The following is a 16,145-nucleotide window of genomic DNA, read 5'->3' on the forward strand; positions in this document are numbered from 1 at the left end:
CCTGAAACCGGAGCAGACATGAGCATTTTTGATCGTATCTGGAGTTTGGATCGGCTGTCGCCAGAAGAGCGCATGCTGGTCAACTCCGTAGCGGAGCTTTGTGAAGACAAGATCAAGCCTCGGGCTCAACACTACGACGTCACGGGCGAGTTTCCTTGGGACAACGTACATGCAATTAATGAGCTGGGCCTGAATGGTGTGTTTATTCCCGAGGAATATGGCGGGGCTGGTCTTTCCTTTTTCACCTATCTGCACTGCGTCAGGCTGATCAGTATTGCCTGCGCTTCAACCGGAATTATCTGGGCAACCAATTGTCATGCGATGAAGCCGGTGATTGATTTCGCTACCGAAGAGCAAAAGCAGCGCCTGTTGCCGCGTATTGCCGAAGGAGGGCTGGCATCGTTGTGCATCACTGAACCCTCAGCAGGCTCCGATGCGTTGGGTATGCGAACTCAGTTCAAGCCGGATGGTGAGGACATCATCATTAACGGCGGCAAAACCTTTATTACTAATGGCGATGCAGCGGACCTCTACCTTGTTTTCGGTAAATGGAGTGAGATCGATGATCCCAAGAAGTCCATCTCGGTGCTTGTTCTGGAGAAAGGTACTCCAGGTCTCGAGGTCGTTAGTAAAGAAGACAAAATGGGGCACCGTGCCTCCAGTACCTGCACCCTGTCTTTTGATGATTGCCGGGTACCGAGGGCTAACCTGTTGTGCGAGCCGGGTGATGGCCTGAACGTCCTTCTGGCGTCGTTGAATAAATCCCGCCCCAGTGTTGCCGCGCATGCGCTGGGTATTGCCAGCGCCGCTTTTCAGGATGCCGTCGGATATATCAACGAGAGAAAACAGTCGGGGCGTCGAATCCTGGAATTCCAAGGGATTCAATTCATGCTGGCGGATCTCGCGTCTGAACTGGCGCTCTGTGACAACTGGCTGATGCACGTTGCGGATCTCGTGGAAAGCGGTTCTACGGATTTTGCGACAGAGGCATCTATTGCCAAGCAACGTGCTTCTGATCTCGCAATGAAGGTGACAACGGAGGCGGTTCAGTTATTCGGTGGTTATGGGTATTGCAAGGATTACCGGGTGGAACGGTTAATGCGCGACGCCAAGATCACCCAGATATGGGAAGGAACTAACCAGGTTCATCGTCAGGTGATCGGTCGTAGTTTTTTGCAGCGTTAGGAGATTATAAATGGATGACATCAAGACAGTTGCCGTTGCCGGTGCAGGTACCATGGGCTCTGGCATCGCAATCGTCGCAGCTCGGGCAGGTTTCGAAACGTATCTGTTTGATACCAGTGAGGACACAGTTGCTCGTGCTCGTAAACAGACCGAAGGCTTCTTTGCCAAGTCGGTTGCCAAAGGCAAGTTGACCGAAGAGCAGGTATCGGAAATTTTAGGCCGAATGCATGGCACGAGCAAAGTGGAGGACCTTGCGACTTGTGATCTTGTCATTGAGGCTGTGTTTGAGGACCTGAAGGTTAAACATGACCTTTTTGGGCGGTTGAATGATGTCTGCCCTGAGCACACGATATTCGCCTCCAATACTTCCACCCTGTCGATTAGCGAAATCGCTGGCGGATCCGGACGTTCTGATCGGGTTGTAGGTATGCATTTCTGTTTGCCGGCCCAGCTTATGAAGTTAGTGGAAATGTCTCCCGGTCTGAACACCTCGGAAGAAACCTTCAATAAAGCTTGGGTCTTTTGTGAGTCACTGAAGCAGAAGCCTGTCCGAACTCAGGATACTCCGGGCTTCATCCTGAACTACTTCCTGGTGCCCTTTAATAACGATGTGATTCGCCTTATCGAGAGTGGCGTCGCTGAGCCTGCAGACGTTGATCGGGCTATCAAAAAGGGGTTGGGTTATCCCATGGGGCCCTGTGAACTGCTTGATCTTATCGGGCTCGATACGCAGGTACGCCTTTGTGAGGCTTTCTATGAGGTTACGAAAGATCCTCGTGCAGCTTGCCCGCCACTGCTAAAGCGTATGGTCGCAGCAAATCGTCTTGGGCGTAAAACCGGCCAGGGTTTTTATAATTATGAACAGGACGCAATGTTCGGAGGCTGAGCAGATCATGGAATATCAAGTCATTAAAACAGAAGGTGAAAGTCGCTCGTTTCCGAATGGTAGCGAGTTTATGAGTAACGCATCCGAATCGTCGGAAATCGTGGTGTTGATTGGTTCCAAAGCGGGAGATGCATTGGGGGCGTTGTCTGACCAGGAAAGCAAACGGGCTATCCTGGTTGAGCTGGGTACGGAGTGCCTAGCGTTGCACACTGGTGAGTCACGGGGCCGGGAAGGGTCAAATATTCTGGGTTTTGCCCGATTCAGGCTTGGTAACGATGCGCCATCTGACCTGGTAGAGCTGGTTTGTCAGCCGAACTCCTCTGATGAGGCTATAGACAGCGCGGTACAGCTATTTAAAGAGGCCGGGCTTGAGGTGTCAGTGTGTCGTGATTTTGCGGGGCGGATTATCGACCGCCTGGTTCGACCTTACTACAACGAAGCGTTGCGCCGTCTTGATGAAGGCCTGGCCACCGCTGATGATCTGGATCTTACCCTGAAGCTTGGTCTGGGCTACCCGGAAGGGCCAATCGAGTTGTTGGAGCGAGCCGGGCTGGCCGATCACCATGATGTCACCAAGACGTTGTTTGAGGTGTATGGGGAACGTGCATACGCGCCTGCACGGCGTGCCGTCGTTGCAAAACAGCGCACACAGAGGTGAGGTCGGCATGCAACCACTGAAAGGAATAAAGGTTCTGGATTTTAGTACGTTGCTGCCGGGACCTCTTGCAACCTTGCTGCTGGCTGAGGCCGGTGCCGAGATTATAAAAGTGGAGCGACCTGACAGGGGGGACGAAATGCGCTCGTATACCCCCCGTTTTGGTGCGGACAGTGTCAACTTCGCGCTACTGAACCGGGGAAAGCGCAGTATCACAATTGATCTGAAGAGCCCCCAGGCCCTTGAACAACTGAATCCCCTGATTCAGGAGGCTGATATTGTTGTTGAGCAGTTTCGCCCGGGGGTTATGGACAGGCTTGGTCTTGGCTACAAGCAATTGTCGAGCCTTAATCCAGGAATCATATACTGTTCGATTACTGGATACGGTCAGAGCGGCCCCAAAGCCAGGACGGCAGCCCATGATTTGAATTATATCGCTGAAACCGGCTTGCTTGGTTTGAGTGCAGGTGCTGACGGCGCTCCCATACTTCCCCCGGCCTTGATTGCTGATATAGCTGGGGGTGCCTATCCGGCGATCATGAATATCCTGCTGGCGCTTAGAACTCGCGATCAGAGTGGAAACGGCTGCCATCTAGATATTTCCATGGCCGACGGCATGTTCACCTTTATGTACTGGGCGCTGGGGGAAGCCCAGGCGGCCAATCACTGGCCTCGGTCCGGGGATGAATTGGTAACCGGTGGGTCCCCCCGCTACCAGATATATCGCACTTCCGATAATCGCTTTGTGGCGGCGGCTCCTCTTGAACAAAAGTTTTGGGAGAATTTCTGTCAACTGATCGACTTACCTGCAGAATATCGGGGCGATGAAAATCATGAAACGGAAGTAAAAAAAGCCGTTGCACAGAAAATAGCTCAAGCGCCTGCGTCATACTGGTCCGAGTGTTTTGCCGGTCAGGATGTATGTTGCAGTGTCGTCGCGACTCTGGCGGAAGCTATTGAAGACCCCCATTTTCAGCACCGAAAGCTATTCCAGTACTCGATCAATTCCAACACTGGTCAGGCGATTAACGCCTTACCCGTTCCTGTTGCCCCTGGTTTTCGGGAGGTTCCCCGGAAAACGGGTTATCCCGGCCTGGGAGAGAATAATGAGCGATTGGTGTCAGGGGAGGAGAAGTAGCGATGATGCAAGCCGTATGGATTGAGGAGTTTGGCCCTGTTGAGTCGGCCGATGTAAAGGATGTGCCGATTCCTGAGCCTGGGCCCGGAGAGGTTCTGGTTCGAGTAGGTGCTGCCGGAGTGAACTTCCCGGATGTACTTGTTATTGAGGGTAATTATCAGGTTCGCCCACCGTTGCCATTCAGTCCTGGAAAGGAACTGAGTGGCGAGGTTGAGCGTATCGGAGAAGGCGTGACCAGCGTTCAACCCGGTGATCGTGTGGCAGCTTTGGTTGAATATGGAGCGTTTGCAGGATACGCGATCGTGTCTGCAAGTCATTGTTTCCAGATCCCCGGTGAGATGCCTTATACCGATGCTGCGGCCCTGGGCCTCAGTTATCAGACAGCCTATTTTGCATTAATGGAAAGGGCTGGTTTTAAAGAGGGTGAACGGGTTCTGGTGAACGGTGCCGCGGGCGGAGTCGGTCTGGCGACTGTCCAGCTTGTGAAGGCTCTGGGTGGTGTGGTTTACGCTGGTGTGATTAATGAGGAGCAAGCCCGGGTGGCAAAGGATTATGGTGCAGACCATATCATCGATTTAATGGACGCTCCGGTCCGTGATCGATTGCGCGATCAGGTTCGTCAGGCATCTGATGGACAGGGCGTTGATATTGTCATTGACCCTGTTGGTGGAGACATTTTCGAAGCCAGTCTGCGTGCACTGGATTGGTGTGGCCGGTTGGTGGTCATTGGTTTTGCCGCCGGAGAGATACCGACAGTTAGGGCTAACTATTTATTGGTGAAAAATATCTCTGTGTCGGGACTGCAGTGGAGCGATTACCGCGATCGTCAGCCAGGGAAAATGGCTGCGGCCCAGCGACATATGTACGAGTTGTATCGGTCGGGGAAAATAAAACCCCATGCAGAGGTGATTGAGCCCCTCACTGAATTCAAGCGACTCCTGAATCTGGTCAAGCAGGGCCAGATCCGTGGCAAAGCAGTGCTGACAATGGCGCAGGGATAATCGCCACGATATGCGGTTATCGCATACTCGTGGCCAATCAAACATTGGAGTTATTGAATGAGTAATCCTTTTTCATCTCTGTGTATCGGGGTTGTGGGTGCCGGAACCATGGGGGCCGGCATCGCCCAGGTTGCAGCGAGCGCGGGCCACAAAGTGTTTCTTTACGATGTGACGGAGGGCGCTGCGGAACAGGGTGTTTCCCGAATCCAGCGTGGTCTTGAAGGACTGGTGAAAAGGGGGAAAATCGCTGAAACGCAGCTGAACGATATCATTGGGCACATTACTCCTGCTTCCAACATCGAGCAATTGGGGTCATCAGGCCTCGTAATCGAAGCCATCGTTGAAAACTTGAGCGCCAAACAGACGCTTTTTACTGACCTTGAGGTGATATGTGGCGATGAGGTCATCCTTGCCACGAACACCTCATCCATCTCGATCACCGCTATTGGTTCGGCATTGAAACGGCCAGAGCGTCTGGTGGGGATGCATTTTTTTAATCCGGCCCCGATTCTGAAACTGGTTGAGGTTGTCAGTGGCCTGGCCTCCTCCCCGGAGATTCTGGATCGCGTTACCGAGCTGTCCCGGATATGGGGGAAGCATCCGGTGCGTGCACGTTCAACCCCCGGATTTATTGTTAATCGGGTCGCTAGGCCCTTCTATGCGGAGGCCCTGAGGGTTCTGGAAGAAGGGGCCGCCAGTGTGGCAATGATCGATGCGGTATTGAAGGAGTGTGGCGGGTTCCGAATGGGTGCCTTCGAGTTGATGGATCTGATTGGGCTGGACGTCAATTATGCCGTAACCAGTTCGGTTTTCTCTGCGTACTATCAGGATCCTCGCTTCCTGCCATCCCTTCTCCAGAAAGAGTATGTCGATGGCGGTCTGCTTGGCCGTAAAACCGGGCGTGGATTTTATGATTATGACGGTTGTGAGGTTGAGAGCACTGTGATGGCTGACACTGCCGATCAAACAATGGAGGACATTGTTGTTGAGGGCTCGGTGGGCCAGGCAGAGCCGTTGATTGACCTGATTGTTGACAGCGGCGTCAGGGTGCGAAGGCAAGAGGGCGAGGGCATCATCCGCGTAGGCAACGCCGTTCTGGCTCTGACGGATGGTCGTCTGGCTACGCAGCGAGCATTGGAATGTGGGCACGCCAATCTTGTTCTCCTCGACCTGGCGCTTGATTATTCAACGGCTACCCGCCTGGCTATCGCCCCCTCGGACCAGTGTGCGGAAGATGCTGTCAGGACTGTTGAGGCGTTACTTCAAGCCACCGGCAGAGCGGTCTCCAGGATAGACGATATCCCCGGTATGGTCGTCATGAGAACGGTCTGTATGCTAGCCAATGAAGCGGCGGATGCTGTTCATCTTGGTGTGTGTGATGTGTCTGACTGTGATAAAGCAATGTGCAGTGGCGTGAATTATCCCAAGGGGCCTCTTGCATGGGCGGATGAGCTTGGACTGGCCAATGTTGTGGAGGTTTTAGACAACCTGTCAAAATTTTACGGACTGAATCGATACCGGGTTTCTCCGCTGTTGCGGAGGAAAGGCATGCTCGGAGCGACATTCCATAACGCGCATGTAGCGGACTAGGTTCCAGAGGCCCATTGACTCTTGATCGGTCTCTTTTGGTGGTTTTGGGAAGATAAGACGCTATTTCTTTGATGGTTCAGGTGCCCAGGAGAACGTATGGAAGGAGCTCTCGGTGTTTGGTTCGATGCAGGGGTCAACAGTGGCAAGGAACTGGATGACTGGTTTACTAATGTTGAGCAGCCTGCGGCTTTTCAAGGCAAGGATTTTCTCCAGGTAAGGCGTTACGAATCCTTGTCAGAGGGGCCGCGGTATTTTTGCCTCTATGAGTACGCCTCGGCAAATACAGTGTCTTTGAGAAATACACATTCTCCCTTTTCATGCGAAAATTCGGGCTCTGCTGACTCGATTCCCGGGTTCATATCCCGGATCAGCCACCTTGGTGGTGGGTTAGTGCTGAGTATGAACCGAAGTATTGGCGGCACCGCAATGACCTTCCGGCTTGCAATGAACAGCGAATTTCATGTCACGTCTCTCCTGAATATGCTAAGTCATCAAATTTTCCCGTTGTCGGGTATCACTTCTGTAAAATTCTGGTTGTATGGCGCGAACCAACCCTTTTTCACAAATCCGTCAGGCTTCAGTTTCCCACGGGAAGCTGCGGTATTGATTGAAGGCGTCAGGCCAGGTGTGGTGGCGTCAGCATGGAACGAGTGCTCAGCTCATCAAGCCCTCAAGTTTGAATGGCCACTTCTGAACAGTACCGCCTATCGGCTTCTGCAAGTGGTATCGGACCCCCGTTGAACGTTACCTTCCTTCCTAGCGGCGCTTTGTAACCTTCCGCTTTGTGGAATTTTAGCCCTCTCAACCATGAACTATCGCCCGTTCGTTCCTGAAGTTCAGTGTACGCTGTCGGGCCAAGTGTTCTCGCCGACTACAAAATTTTGCCTTGCTCTCCCGTTCTGCATGCCAAGAAATGGATTAAACTATTGTATTTAAATGTTTTTTGCAATCTTGGTCTCCACTTTGCCTCTATACATGTTGGGCGGCTTTCTAGTGAGCTGCATGTGAGAACAAGAAGGTCGATATGACCAAAGAGAGGACAGTATGGTGGCAATCATTTCTCAAAAGATGAGTAAAACCCTCATCTCAGTAACGGCACTGGCGTTGTCTATATCCACAGCAAATGCTCAGGAGTTCAGTGACGAGAAAGTAAAGATCGGTGCGATGGTTGATATGTCTGGTGTGTATTCCGCCAATGGTGGTCCCGGAGCCGTGCTGGCGGCAGAGATGGCAATCGAGGACTATGGCAACGAGATTTTGGGCAAGCCGATCGAGTTCGTTTCCGCGGACTACCAGAACAAGGTAAGTGTCGCTCAGGCAACGGCTAGTCGTTGGTTTGACGACGAAGACGTGGACATGATTGTGGAGTCGATGGATTCCGCTTCAGCGCTCTCACTATTCGGGCTCGGTGATGACCGTGGGCGGGTGACGATCGGGGCGGGCAGCGCATCGACCCGGCTCACCGGTGATGGGTGCTCAAAATACGGCATTCATTATGTTTATGACACTTTTGCACTGGCAACCGGTACCGGTAATGCGATCGTGAAGGAGGGCAATACGGAGTGGTACTTTATCACTGCGGATTATGCCTTCGGCCACTCCCTGGAACAGCACACCGAGGAAGTTGTGCTGGCGAACGGTGGTGAGGTACTCGGCAAGGCGCGGCACCCGTTAAGTACAACCGACTTTGCATCGTACTTGCTGCAGGCCCAGGGCTCAGGAGCCCAGGTGGTTGGTTTGGCAAATGCCGGTAATGATTTCAGCACTGCCGTTAAGCAGGCTAACGAGTTTGGTATTACGCAGGGCGGTCAAATTCTTGCCGGCATGCTCGTATTCCTGACAGACATCCAGGCACTGACGGTCGATGTCGCCCAGGGTATGCAGTTTACGACCGGCTATTACTGGGATTATGACGACCAGACCCGTGAGTTTGCACAGCGCTTTTATGAACGCCATGGCGGCATGCCTACCATGATACACGCGGGTATCTATTCCGCCGTCACCCAGTACCTGAAAGCGATTGAGGCCACCGGTACAGACGATTCGGATGTTGTTGTTAAACATATGAAGTCTCAGCCCATTAATGACGCCTTCTCCCGTAACGGCTACATCCGTGAGGACGGTCGAATGGTCCATGACATGTACTTGGCGAAGATCAAAACTCCGGCGGAGTCAAAGTCCGAATGGGACATGGCGGAGATTGTTCGTGTCATCCCCGGTGACCAAGCATATCGCCCGCTAGAACTGAGCGAGTGCCAATACGTATCCGGCAACAACTAACCAGATAGCCTCAAGGGGAGGGGCAGGCCCTCCCCACTCTACTCCAGCAAAAAGAGGTTGTTCGTTGTGGACAGGAAATACGTGATTGAAACTCAGGGCCTTACCAAGAATTTCATGGGCTTTACGGCCGTTGACGATGTCAATCTGAAGATTCGCGAGGGAACCCTTCATGCGGTGATAGGCCCAAACGGGGCAGGCAAAAGTACGCTCTTTAACCTGATTACCAAGTTCCACCAACCGTCGGCAGGCAAGATAACGTTCAAGGGTTCGGATATTACCGGAATTCGACCCGCCAATCTTGCCCGCAAGGGTATGGTCCGATCATTTCAGATTTCTGCGATATTTCCGGAAATGACTGTGCTTGAGAACGTCAAAATGGCGCGCCTTCGCAAATATGGCACTCCTTCCCGGTTTTGGAAATCGCTTGGTTCCCTGAATGCTCTTGATGAGGCATGCCTTGCCTTGATCGAAGATGTAGGGCTGATGGACTACGCATACCATATCGCCGGTCAGCTTCCGTATGGTCGGAAACGGGCCCTTGAACTCGCTACAACGTTGGCTCTTGAGCCAGATGTCTTGCTGCTTGATGAACCTATGGCTGGTCTGGGACAAGAGGATATCAATAAAATCAGCAACCTTATTGGTCATGTTGCGAAAGGCAGAACGGTCCTGATGGTCGAGCACAATATGAGTGTCGTTGCGCAATTGTCCGATGTGATCACTGTAATGCAGCGTGGACAGGTCCTGGTTGAAGGGGATTATGACTATGTTTCCCAGCATCCGAAGGTCCTCGAGGCCTATGTAGGGACTGGCGAGAATAAGAGAGCCTGACTATGAACGATTCACTGCTCTATGTAGAAAATCTCTCAGCAAGATATGGAGAATCCAAGGTTGTCCACGATGCGTCATTTCATGTCAATCAAGGGGAGGTTGTTACCTTACTTGGTCGTAATGGCGCGGGCAAAACGACGACTCTGCGCGCCATTATGGGAGTGCTTCAAACGCGGGAAGGCAGTATCCGATTCAATGGGAAAGAAATTATCTCCCTATCTTCCGATCAGATAGCCCGGTGTGGTATCGGATATGTCCCGGAAGAGCGAGGTATATTCAGCTCGCTGACGGTCAAGGAGAACCTGATGCTGCCTCCTGTCATCAGCGATAACCCGATGACTCTGGATGAAATATATTCGCTGTTCCCCAATATCCGGGAACGCCTGGACAGCCGGGGCACCCATTTGTCTGGCGGTGAGCAGCAAATGCTGGCCATGGCCCGGATTCTACGTACTGGTGCGAACTTCCTTTTGCTGGATGAGCCTACCGAAGGTCTGGCGCCAATCATTATAGATGCCATTGCCAATGTCATTAAGATGCTCAAGGCTCGGGGTACCACCATTCTTCTCGTCGAACAGAATTCGCGTTTCGCCAGTCAGGTCGCGGATCGCCACTATGTCTTCCAGGAAGGGGCAATCGTTAACGAATTCACTAATCAGGAAGTGCTTGATAACCCGGCACAAGTGGAACGATACCTGAGTATTGAAGTAATTCAGGAGGAGGAAGGCAGCCATGTTTGATATTTTCGGTATGCCAATCCAGGTGATCATGGGGCAGGTGGCCATCGGTCTGATCAACGGATCGTTTTACGCAATGCTCAGCCTGGGTTTGGCCATTATTTTCGGGCTTCTGAATATCATCAACTTTTCCCACGGCGCGTTGTATATGCTGGGCGCCTTTGTTGGCTGGATGTTGTTGAATTATTTGGGTATTAACTACTGGTTCGCTTTGATACTGGTGCCCATTATTGTCGGGATATTCGGAGTTATCATGGAGCGATTTCTGATCCGCAAGCTCTACCATGTTGATCATATATACGGCCTACTCCTGACATTCGGCATAGCGCTCATGATCCAGGCACTATTTCTCAATCTCTTTGGTGTCTCCGGGCAACTATACGAAGTGCCAGAACTCCTCAAGGGTACACTGAATCTTACCTTTATGTACCTTCCCATATATCGGGGTTGGGTTCTTGTCGCCTCGGTCATTGTGTGTGGGTCGACATGGTATCTCATTGAGCGAACCAAACTTGGTTCATACCTGCGCGCGGCTACGGAAAACCCCCAACTGGTCCAAGCCTTCGGTATCCGGGTGCCGACTCTGATCACTCTGACCTATGGAGCCGGTGTTGCTCTCGCAGCGCTTGCCGGGGTGATGGCTGCTCCGGTTTATCAGGTGTCTCCGCTCATGGGTGTTGACCTTGTCATCATTGTCTTCGCGGTCGTTGTGATAGGCGGAATGGGTTCCATTGGTGGAGCCATTATTGCCGGGTTTGGCCTGGGGATTGTCGAGGGGCTGACTCGTGTTGTTTATCCGGAAGCGTCTAGCGTGGTGATTTTCGTTGTCATGGTCATTGTACTGCTTGTTAAGCCGTCCGGGCTCTTCGGAAAGGCTGTTTAAGGAGGTTTATCCAATGCGTATCGCATTCTTGGTGGGATTGGCAATTGTTGCGCTGATTGCCCCGTTTTTGTTTTACCCGGTTTTCCTGATGAAGATCTTGTGCCTCGCGCTGTTTGCCAGTGCCTTTAATCTGCTGCTTGGCTACGCAGGATTGCTGTCTTTTGGGCACGCAGCCTTTTATGGCACTGCGGGTTATGTCACTGCGTACGCTCTAACCAGTTGGAACTTGGGCTTTGAGCTTGGCCTCCTCGCCGGTGTTATCGCTGCGACCCTGTTGGGGCTGGTTTTTGGCCTTGTTGCGGTTAGAAGGCTGGGGATTTACTTCGCCATGATTACCCTGGCTTTGGCACAGATGATTTACTTCATCTATCTGCAGGCACCATTTACCGGTGGAGAAGACGGGATTCAGAACGTACCCCGAGGAGAGCTGTTGGGGCTGATCGATCTCAAGGACAACGTCAACTTCTATTATGTGGTGCTTGGCATTTGTGTGCTTAGTTTCCTGGCGATCTATCGCATTGTGTACTCTCCGTTTGGGCAGGTGTTGCGGTCAATTGGCCAAAATCCGGATCGGGCGGTGTCGTTGGGTTACAGCATTGCAAATTACAAACTTGGGGTATTTGTGTTCTCTGCAGCATTCTCAGGTTTGGCGGGAGGCCTCTCGGTCATTGTGTTCGGACTTGCATCCCTTAATGGTGCAAGCTGGCATCTGTCAGGTGAAGTTGTATTGATGACTCTGGTGGGCGGTGTTGGAACCATGTTGGGGCCGATTGTCGGGGCAGGAATCATTGTGACATTGCAAAGCTCTCTCGCAGAAGCCGGGCAGTGGGTCATGTTTATTCAGGGCGCGATTTTTGTACTGATCGTTATGGCCTTCCGTAAAGGAATTGTCGGTGAATCGCTGGATCCGCACAGCAATGTGAGAAAAGCGCTGAGAGCAATTAAGAGAAGAGCACCGGATAAGAAGGCTGTTTCGAAGGAGCGAGTTGCGGCATCCGGGGAAAAGACTGTTGGGGCCGATACCTGAAGGACGGTCTGGTGAGGCTGCTCAAGCGTAAACGGGCAACCTCATCGTTTTGATCAATTATCAGATGCAGGAGACGACGATATGTCCAGTGAACTGTTTGAGAAAGGCCTAAACATCCGCCGTGAGGTCCTTGGCGATGAATACGTGGATAACTCGCTGAAAAATGCGGATGAGTTTTCGATGCCGCTACAGGAATTGGCGACCGAATTTTGCTGGGGAGCCGTTTGGGGGCGTGAAACGCTAAGTAAGCAGCAGCGGAGCGTGATCAACCTTGCAATGATCAGCGCCTTGAATCGCCCGCATGAGCTGGCATTGCATCTCCGGGGCGCATTGAATAATGGATTGTCTCGTGAGGAAATCCGGGAAATACTCCTTCAGGTGGCTGTCTATTGCGGAATCCCTGCTGGTATCGATAGTTTCCGCATTGCTCGCCAGGTGCTTGCGGAATATGATGCGGAAGATAAGTGATATGGACCTGAAACAATCAACGGTGGGGTTTATTGGTCTCGGGAAAATGGGGTGGCCGATCGCGAGAAATCTGTCGAGCAGCGGCATCCGTTTAATCGTCAATGATGCCGATATGGATGTCGCTAAAAGGTTTGCGGATACGTACAGCGCCAGGTTTGTATCATATGAGGACCTGGATGAGGAACTGGGCGTCGTTATTTTGATGCTACCCAATGGTGACATTGTGAATTCCGTGCTGTTTGGCGGTGGGGAGAGCGGGGCCAGTGGACTGGCCCACAGGCTTGGTAAAGGCAGTCTGGTGATTGACATGAGCTCCTCCGAACCAAATGGCACCCGCGAGAGAGGGCAAGCCTTGGCGGAGCTGGGCATCGCTTTCATCGACGCACCGGTTTCCGGGGGCGTCAAGAAAGCTGAGTCGCGTGAGTTGGCAGTCATGGTCGGCGGTGATGAGCAGATCTATAAGGACATCAGCCCTTTGCTGGCGATGATGGGGAACAAATTGTTTTACGTCGGCCCACTGGGGGCAGGTCACGCCATCAAGGCTTTGAACAATTATGTGTCGGCAGCCGGATTGGTAGCTGCGTCGGATGCGGTACAGATTGCCCGAAACTTTGGCATCGAACCGGCTAAAGCCATTGATGTACTTAATGCATCAAGTGGGCGAAACAACAGCACTGAAGGAAAGTTTCAGCAGTTTATTCTATCTCAGGCATTTAACTCCGGTTTTAGTTTGGGTTTGATGGCAAAGGATCTGGGTATAGCACTCTCTATGGCTGAAGGGTTGCACAGGAACTCCCCGGTGCTTGAAGCATGTGCGGAGCTTTGGAATCAGGCAAAACATTCCATGCCGGAAGGTCGTGATCATACGGAGATCTTTCGTTTTATGAGTGAAAGGGAGTAGGTACATCACGGACAGAGGGTGCTATTTGAGCGTCTCTTAAAATAAAAATGTGGAGGAGGGGCAATGTCTGAGAATGTGCATGAAGTGTTCGCTATTCGTTATGCCACAGTGAAGAGGAAATGTAGTTGCCCCCGCTAAACTGGACACCACCTCATTCATTTGATGCCAGCTCCGCCCGGTACTCCCAGGGCGATTTCATTGTCAGTCCTTGGTGTGGATGGCTGCGATTATAGTCTTCGATCCATTCCGGCAACCTGGCCATCACCGTGGCAGCATCAGGAAGATCGTTCAGATACACGTAGTCCCGCTTGAACGTCTTCACGAAGGCCTCAGCCATGCCGTTGCTCTGAGGGCTTCTGACCGGCGTGGTACACACTACGAAGCCCAGAGAAGACGCGAAGGATCGTGTTTCCTTGGCAATGTAGCAGCTGCCATTATCCGTCAGCCATTCCAGCGGGTGAGGCACTCGCTCTGACTGGCCGAACCGGTATTCCAGGCTTTCCAACAGTAAGTCCTGAACCACCTCAGCAGTGATGCCACCAGTGGTCGCTACATAGCGCATCAGCTCGCGATCACAGCAGTCCAGGCTGAAGGCTACACGGACAACTTCCTTGTTCCAGCAGCGGATTTCAAAGCCGTCTGAACACCAGCGAAGGTCCGGCTTCAACGGAATGACCTGGTCATTGTGACAGCGCTCTTGAGGCCGCCCTGTATACCGGGGTAACAGCAGCCCATCCTGCTTCATCAGTCGGTACACGCGCTTGTGGTTTACTCGCTCATCGTTGGCTGCGAGCAACCGATTCAGGCGTGCGGTAATCCTTCGATAGCCATTGGCAGCACGCGCATCGCACAGCTCACGGATAAACGGTAGATGTCGATCATCGTCCTGTTTGCTGTATCTCGGGCTTCGGCCTTTCTGGCGACCATGAAGGCGATCCAGAAGATTGGAGCGCGATACCTTCAGCACTTCCGCAACCCGCTTTAGAGGGTAACGTCCGGCGGCAGCAACGGCATGCGCGAGATCAACTTTTTTGACTGAGCCACCTCCAGGGCTTCCCGGAGTATTTCAGCTTCCATCGTCTTGCGGCCCAACATCCGCTCCAGCTCCCGAACCTTCTTGTTCAGGGTTTTCACCTCGGATGCGCTTACAACCTCATCACCGGACTCAATCGCCGACATGCCACCGTCTTTCATCAGCTTCTTCCAACGGAACAACAGACTTGCTGATATACCATGACGCCGGGCTACAAGCGATACCCACATGCCTGGTCGCTCACATTCCGCAACCATGAATGCCTTCTCTTGCGCGGAATACCGGCGACGGCGCTGCACTCCGGTTATGACTTCGATTCTCTCCACCTTGGACACTCCTTTGCACTAGGTCTATGCCTAGGCCTTTGCTTCTACCAAGATGTCCGGTTTAAATGGGGGCTACTACACCCGCTGGCTTTGTGATGTTTATTCGCAGCTTGCATAGTCAGCTGCTTGCTCCAAAGGCATCACTGCCTTCGATTATAGTTGGGGAGTTCTTGATACATATGCCGTTGGCGACGCAATCATGAAGAACAGAAGGGTTGCGTATTCCGGCGAACGTGAACACCCATACCGGTTGAACGTGAACACCATTTTTCTTAACGCATCACCCACCGGTGTTTGTACTCCGGTGTTCACATTCAGTCAATTTCCTGAAGTCGTTTTCTCATCGATTCCCCCTTCAGAGCCCAGCGATGGGCGTTGTGCATGAGCCGGTCCAGGATAGCGTCAGCCAGGGTGTTATCGCCGATGGCGGCATACCACTGATCGGTAGGCAGTTGGCTGATGATCATCGTCGAGTGTGTGTCGTGACGGTCATCCATGATCTCCATCAGGTCGTTCCGGTGTGCCGGTTTCAGGGCTTCGAGTCCCCAGTCATCCAGGATCAGCAACTTCACTTTGGCCAGCTGGTTCAGCGTCTTCTGGTAGGTGCCGTCAGCCTTGGCCTGAGTCAGTTCCAGCAGTAATCGGGAGATCCGGTAATACCGGCTGCTAAGTCCGTTCAGGCAGGCCTGATGCCCCAGTGCACAGCCCAGGTAGGTTTTACCGCTGCCGCAGGGGCCGGTAATCAGCAGGTTCTGACCACGCTCCAGCCAGTCGGTCTGAGCCAGTTGGGCCACTTGAGCTTTCTTCAGATTGCGTGGGTGCTGGTAGTCGATGTCCTGGATCGAGGCACGGAGCTTGAAGCGGGCCTGGCGTACCAGGCGGTCCTGTTTCCGGTACTCTCGGGTCTGGAACTTCCGATCCAGCAGCAGTTCCAGGCGCTCGGCGAACGGCAATTCGTCGTAGGTGCCCGGCTGGTTTTGCTGGTGTTCCAGGGCGGCAGCCATGCCGCCTAACTTCAGGTCTTTCAGTCTTGCCAGGGTTTGTGTCGTGCTCAGGGGTGATGTCCTAGTGTGCCTTAACAAAAGTTCGTCTTATTATTCAGCTTATCGGAAAGACGAGCGATTGATGCAATGATTTGATCCGCTGTTTTGCGCCAGATAAAAGGTTTGGGATCGTCGTTGTATCTTGCCAGGTAGTCTTTAAT

General features: G+C 52.6%; 16 protein-coding genes. 14 read left to right on the top strand and 2 right to left on the bottom strand.

Annotation, left to right across the window (positions count from 1 at the left end; translation table 11 throughout):
* The first annotated feature begins 18 nt into the window (after positions 1–18).
* The 14 genes from ABJM11_RS06170 to ABJM11_RS06235 all read left to right on the top strand — a co-directional run bounded on the left by ABJM11_RS06170 (position 19) and on the right by ABJM11_RS06235 (position 13,582).
* Complete coding sequence (locus ABJM11_RS06170; RefSeq protein WP_348294021.1) at positions 19–1,185, top strand: acyl-CoA dehydrogenase family protein; 1,167 nt, start codon at positions 19–21, stop codon at positions 1,183–1,185.
* A gap of 10 nt (positions 1,186–1,195) precedes the next feature.
* Complete coding sequence (locus ABJM11_RS06175) at positions 1,196–2,071, top strand: 3-hydroxyacyl-CoA dehydrogenase family protein (protein WP_348294023.1); 876 nt, start codon at positions 1,196–1,198, stop codon at positions 2,069–2,071.
* Between the two features lie 70 nt (positions 2,072–2,141).
* On the top strand, positions 2,142–2,729 hold the full coding sequence (locus ABJM11_RS06180; protein WP_348294024.1) for a 3-hydroxyacyl-CoA dehydrogenase family protein: 588 nt from the start codon (positions 2,142–2,144) through the stop codon (positions 2,727–2,729).
* Positions 2,730–2,736: 7 nt separating this feature from the next.
* Positions 2,737–3,864, top strand: a complete 1,128-nt coding sequence (locus ABJM11_RS06185) for a CoA transferase (RefSeq protein ID WP_348294026.1) — start codon at positions 2,737–2,739, stop codon at positions 3,862–3,864.
* Positions 3,865–3,869: 5 nt separating this feature from the next.
* On the top strand, positions 3,870–4,865 hold the full coding sequence (locus ABJM11_RS06190; RefSeq protein WP_348294043.1) for an NADPH:quinone oxidoreductase family protein: 996 nt from the start codon (positions 3,870–3,872) through the stop codon (positions 4,863–4,865).
* Positions 4,866–4,922: 57 nt separating this feature from the next.
* Positions 4,923–6,455, top strand: coding sequence for a 3-hydroxyacyl-CoA dehydrogenase PaaH (gene paaH / locus ABJM11_RS06195; protein WP_348294027.1), 1,533 nt, complete (start codon positions 4,923–4,925; stop codon positions 6,453–6,455).
* A gap of 96 nt (positions 6,456–6,551) precedes the next feature.
* On the top strand, positions 6,552–7,196 hold the full coding sequence (locus ABJM11_RS06200) for a hypothetical protein (protein ID WP_348294029.1): 645 nt from the start codon (positions 6,552–6,554) through the stop codon (positions 7,194–7,196).
* Positions 7,197–7,499: 303 nt separating this feature from the next.
* On the top strand, positions 7,500–8,735 hold the full coding sequence (locus ABJM11_RS06205; protein WP_348294030.1) for an ABC transporter substrate-binding protein: 1,236 nt from the start codon (positions 7,500–7,502) through the stop codon (positions 8,733–8,735).
* A gap of 114 nt (positions 8,736–8,849) precedes the next feature.
* On the top strand, positions 8,850–9,566 hold the full coding sequence (locus ABJM11_RS06210) for an ABC transporter ATP-binding protein (protein WP_407069970.1): 717 nt from the start codon (positions 8,850–8,852) through the stop codon (positions 9,564–9,566).
* A gap of 2 nt (positions 9,567–9,568) precedes the next feature.
* Positions 9,569–10,306, top strand: coding sequence for an ABC transporter ATP-binding protein (locus ABJM11_RS06215; protein WP_348294033.1), 738 nt, complete (start codon positions 9,569–9,571; stop codon positions 10,304–10,306).
* Positions 10,299–11,186, top strand: a complete 888-nt coding sequence (locus ABJM11_RS06220) for a branched-chain amino acid ABC transporter permease (RefSeq protein WP_348294034.1) — start codon at positions 10,299–10,301, stop codon at positions 11,184–11,186. Before ABJM11_RS06215 ends, ABJM11_RS06220 begins: the two co-directional genes overlap by 8 nt.
* A gap of 13 nt (positions 11,187–11,199) precedes the next feature.
* On the top strand, positions 11,200–12,213 hold the full coding sequence (locus tag ABJM11_RS06225) for a branched-chain amino acid ABC transporter permease (protein WP_348294036.1): 1,014 nt from the start codon (positions 11,200–11,202) through the stop codon (positions 12,211–12,213).
* A gap of 81 nt (positions 12,214–12,294) precedes the next feature.
* Positions 12,295–12,681: a carboxymuconolactone decarboxylase family protein gene (locus ABJM11_RS06230; RefSeq protein WP_348294038.1), complete on the top strand. Its 387-nt coding sequence runs from the start codon at positions 12,295–12,297 to the stop codon at positions 12,679–12,681.
* A gap of 1 nt (position 12,682) precedes the next feature.
* Complete coding sequence (locus ABJM11_RS06235) at positions 12,683–13,582, top strand: NAD(P)-dependent oxidoreductase (RefSeq protein ID WP_348294039.1); 900 nt, start codon at positions 12,683–12,685, stop codon at positions 13,580–13,582.
* A gap of 151 nt (positions 13,583–13,733) precedes the next feature.
* On the opposite strand, the gene ABJM11_RS06240 is transcribed toward ABJM11_RS06235, so the two are convergent.
* A protein-coding gene (locus ABJM11_RS06240; protein WP_348294040.1) for an IS3 family transposase occupies positions 13,734–14,941 on the bottom strand; the annotation gives its coding sequence in 2 pieces (ribosomal slippage) (positions 13,734–14,614 and positions 14,614–14,941; 1,209 coding nt in all).
* Positions 14,942–15,255: 314 nt separating this feature from the next.
* Positions 15,256–15,945 (bottom strand): IS21-like element helper ATPase IstB, encoded by a 690-nt coding sequence (gene istB, locus ABJM11_RS06245; RefSeq protein WP_348294042.1) that lies wholly within the window; start codon positions 15,943–15,945, stop codon positions 15,256–15,258.
* Between the last annotated feature and the right edge of the window lie 200 nt (positions 15,946–16,145).

Source organism: Marinobacter sp., from assembly GCF_039977835.1.
Classification (GTDB): Bacteria; Pseudomonadota; Gammaproteobacteria; order Pseudomonadales; family Oleiphilaceae; genus Marinobacter.

Coding starts and splice junctions, on each gene's coding strand:
- ABJM11_RS06170 (WP_348294021.1), top strand. CDS start 19: ATGAGCATTTTTGATCGTATCTGGAGTTTGGATCGGCTGTCGCCAGAA.
- ABJM11_RS06175 (WP_348294023.1), top strand. CDS start 1,196: ATGGATGACATCAAGACAGTTGCCGTTGCCGGTGCAGGTACCATGGGC.
- ABJM11_RS06180 (WP_348294024.1), top strand. CDS start 2,142: ATGAGTAACGCATCCGAATCGTCGGAAATCGTGGTGTTGATTGGTTCC.
- ABJM11_RS06185 (WP_348294026.1), top strand. CDS start 2,737: ATGCAACCACTGAAAGGAATAAAGGTTCTGGATTTTAGTACGTTGCTG.
- ABJM11_RS06190 (WP_348294043.1), top strand. CDS start 3,870: ATGCAAGCCGTATGGATTGAGGAGTTTGGCCCTGTTGAGTCGGCCGAT.
- paaH (WP_348294027.1), top strand. CDS start 4,923: ATGAGTAATCCTTTTTCATCTCTGTGTATCGGGGTTGTGGGTGCCGGA.
- ABJM11_RS06200 (WP_348294029.1), top strand. CDS start 6,552: ATGGAAGGAGCTCTCGGTGTTTGGTTCGATGCAGGGGTCAACAGTGGC.
- ABJM11_RS06205 (WP_348294030.1), top strand. CDS start 7,500: ATGGTGGCAATCATTTCTCAAAAGATGAGTAAAACCCTCATCTCAGTA.
- ABJM11_RS06210 (WP_407069970.1), top strand. CDS start 8,850: ATGGGCTTTACGGCCGTTGACGATGTCAATCTGAAGATTCGCGAGGGA.
- ABJM11_RS06215 (WP_348294033.1), top strand. CDS start 9,569: ATGAACGATTCACTGCTCTATGTAGAAAATCTCTCAGCAAGATATGGA.
- ABJM11_RS06220 (WP_348294034.1), top strand. CDS start 10,299: ATGTTTGATATTTTCGGTATGCCAATCCAGGTGATCATGGGGCAGGTG.
- ABJM11_RS06225 (WP_348294036.1), top strand. CDS start 11,200: ATGCGTATCGCATTCTTGGTGGGATTGGCAATTGTTGCGCTGATTGCC.
- ABJM11_RS06230 (WP_348294038.1), top strand. CDS start 12,295: ATGTCCAGTGAACTGTTTGAGAAAGGCCTAAACATCCGCCGTGAGGTC.
- ABJM11_RS06235 (WP_348294039.1), top strand. CDS start 12,683: ATGGACCTGAAACAATCAACGGTGGGGTTTATTGGTCTCGGGAAAATG.
- istB (WP_348294042.1), bottom strand. CDS start 15,945: ATGGCTGCCGCCCTGGAACACCAGCAAAACCAGCCGGGCACCTACGAC.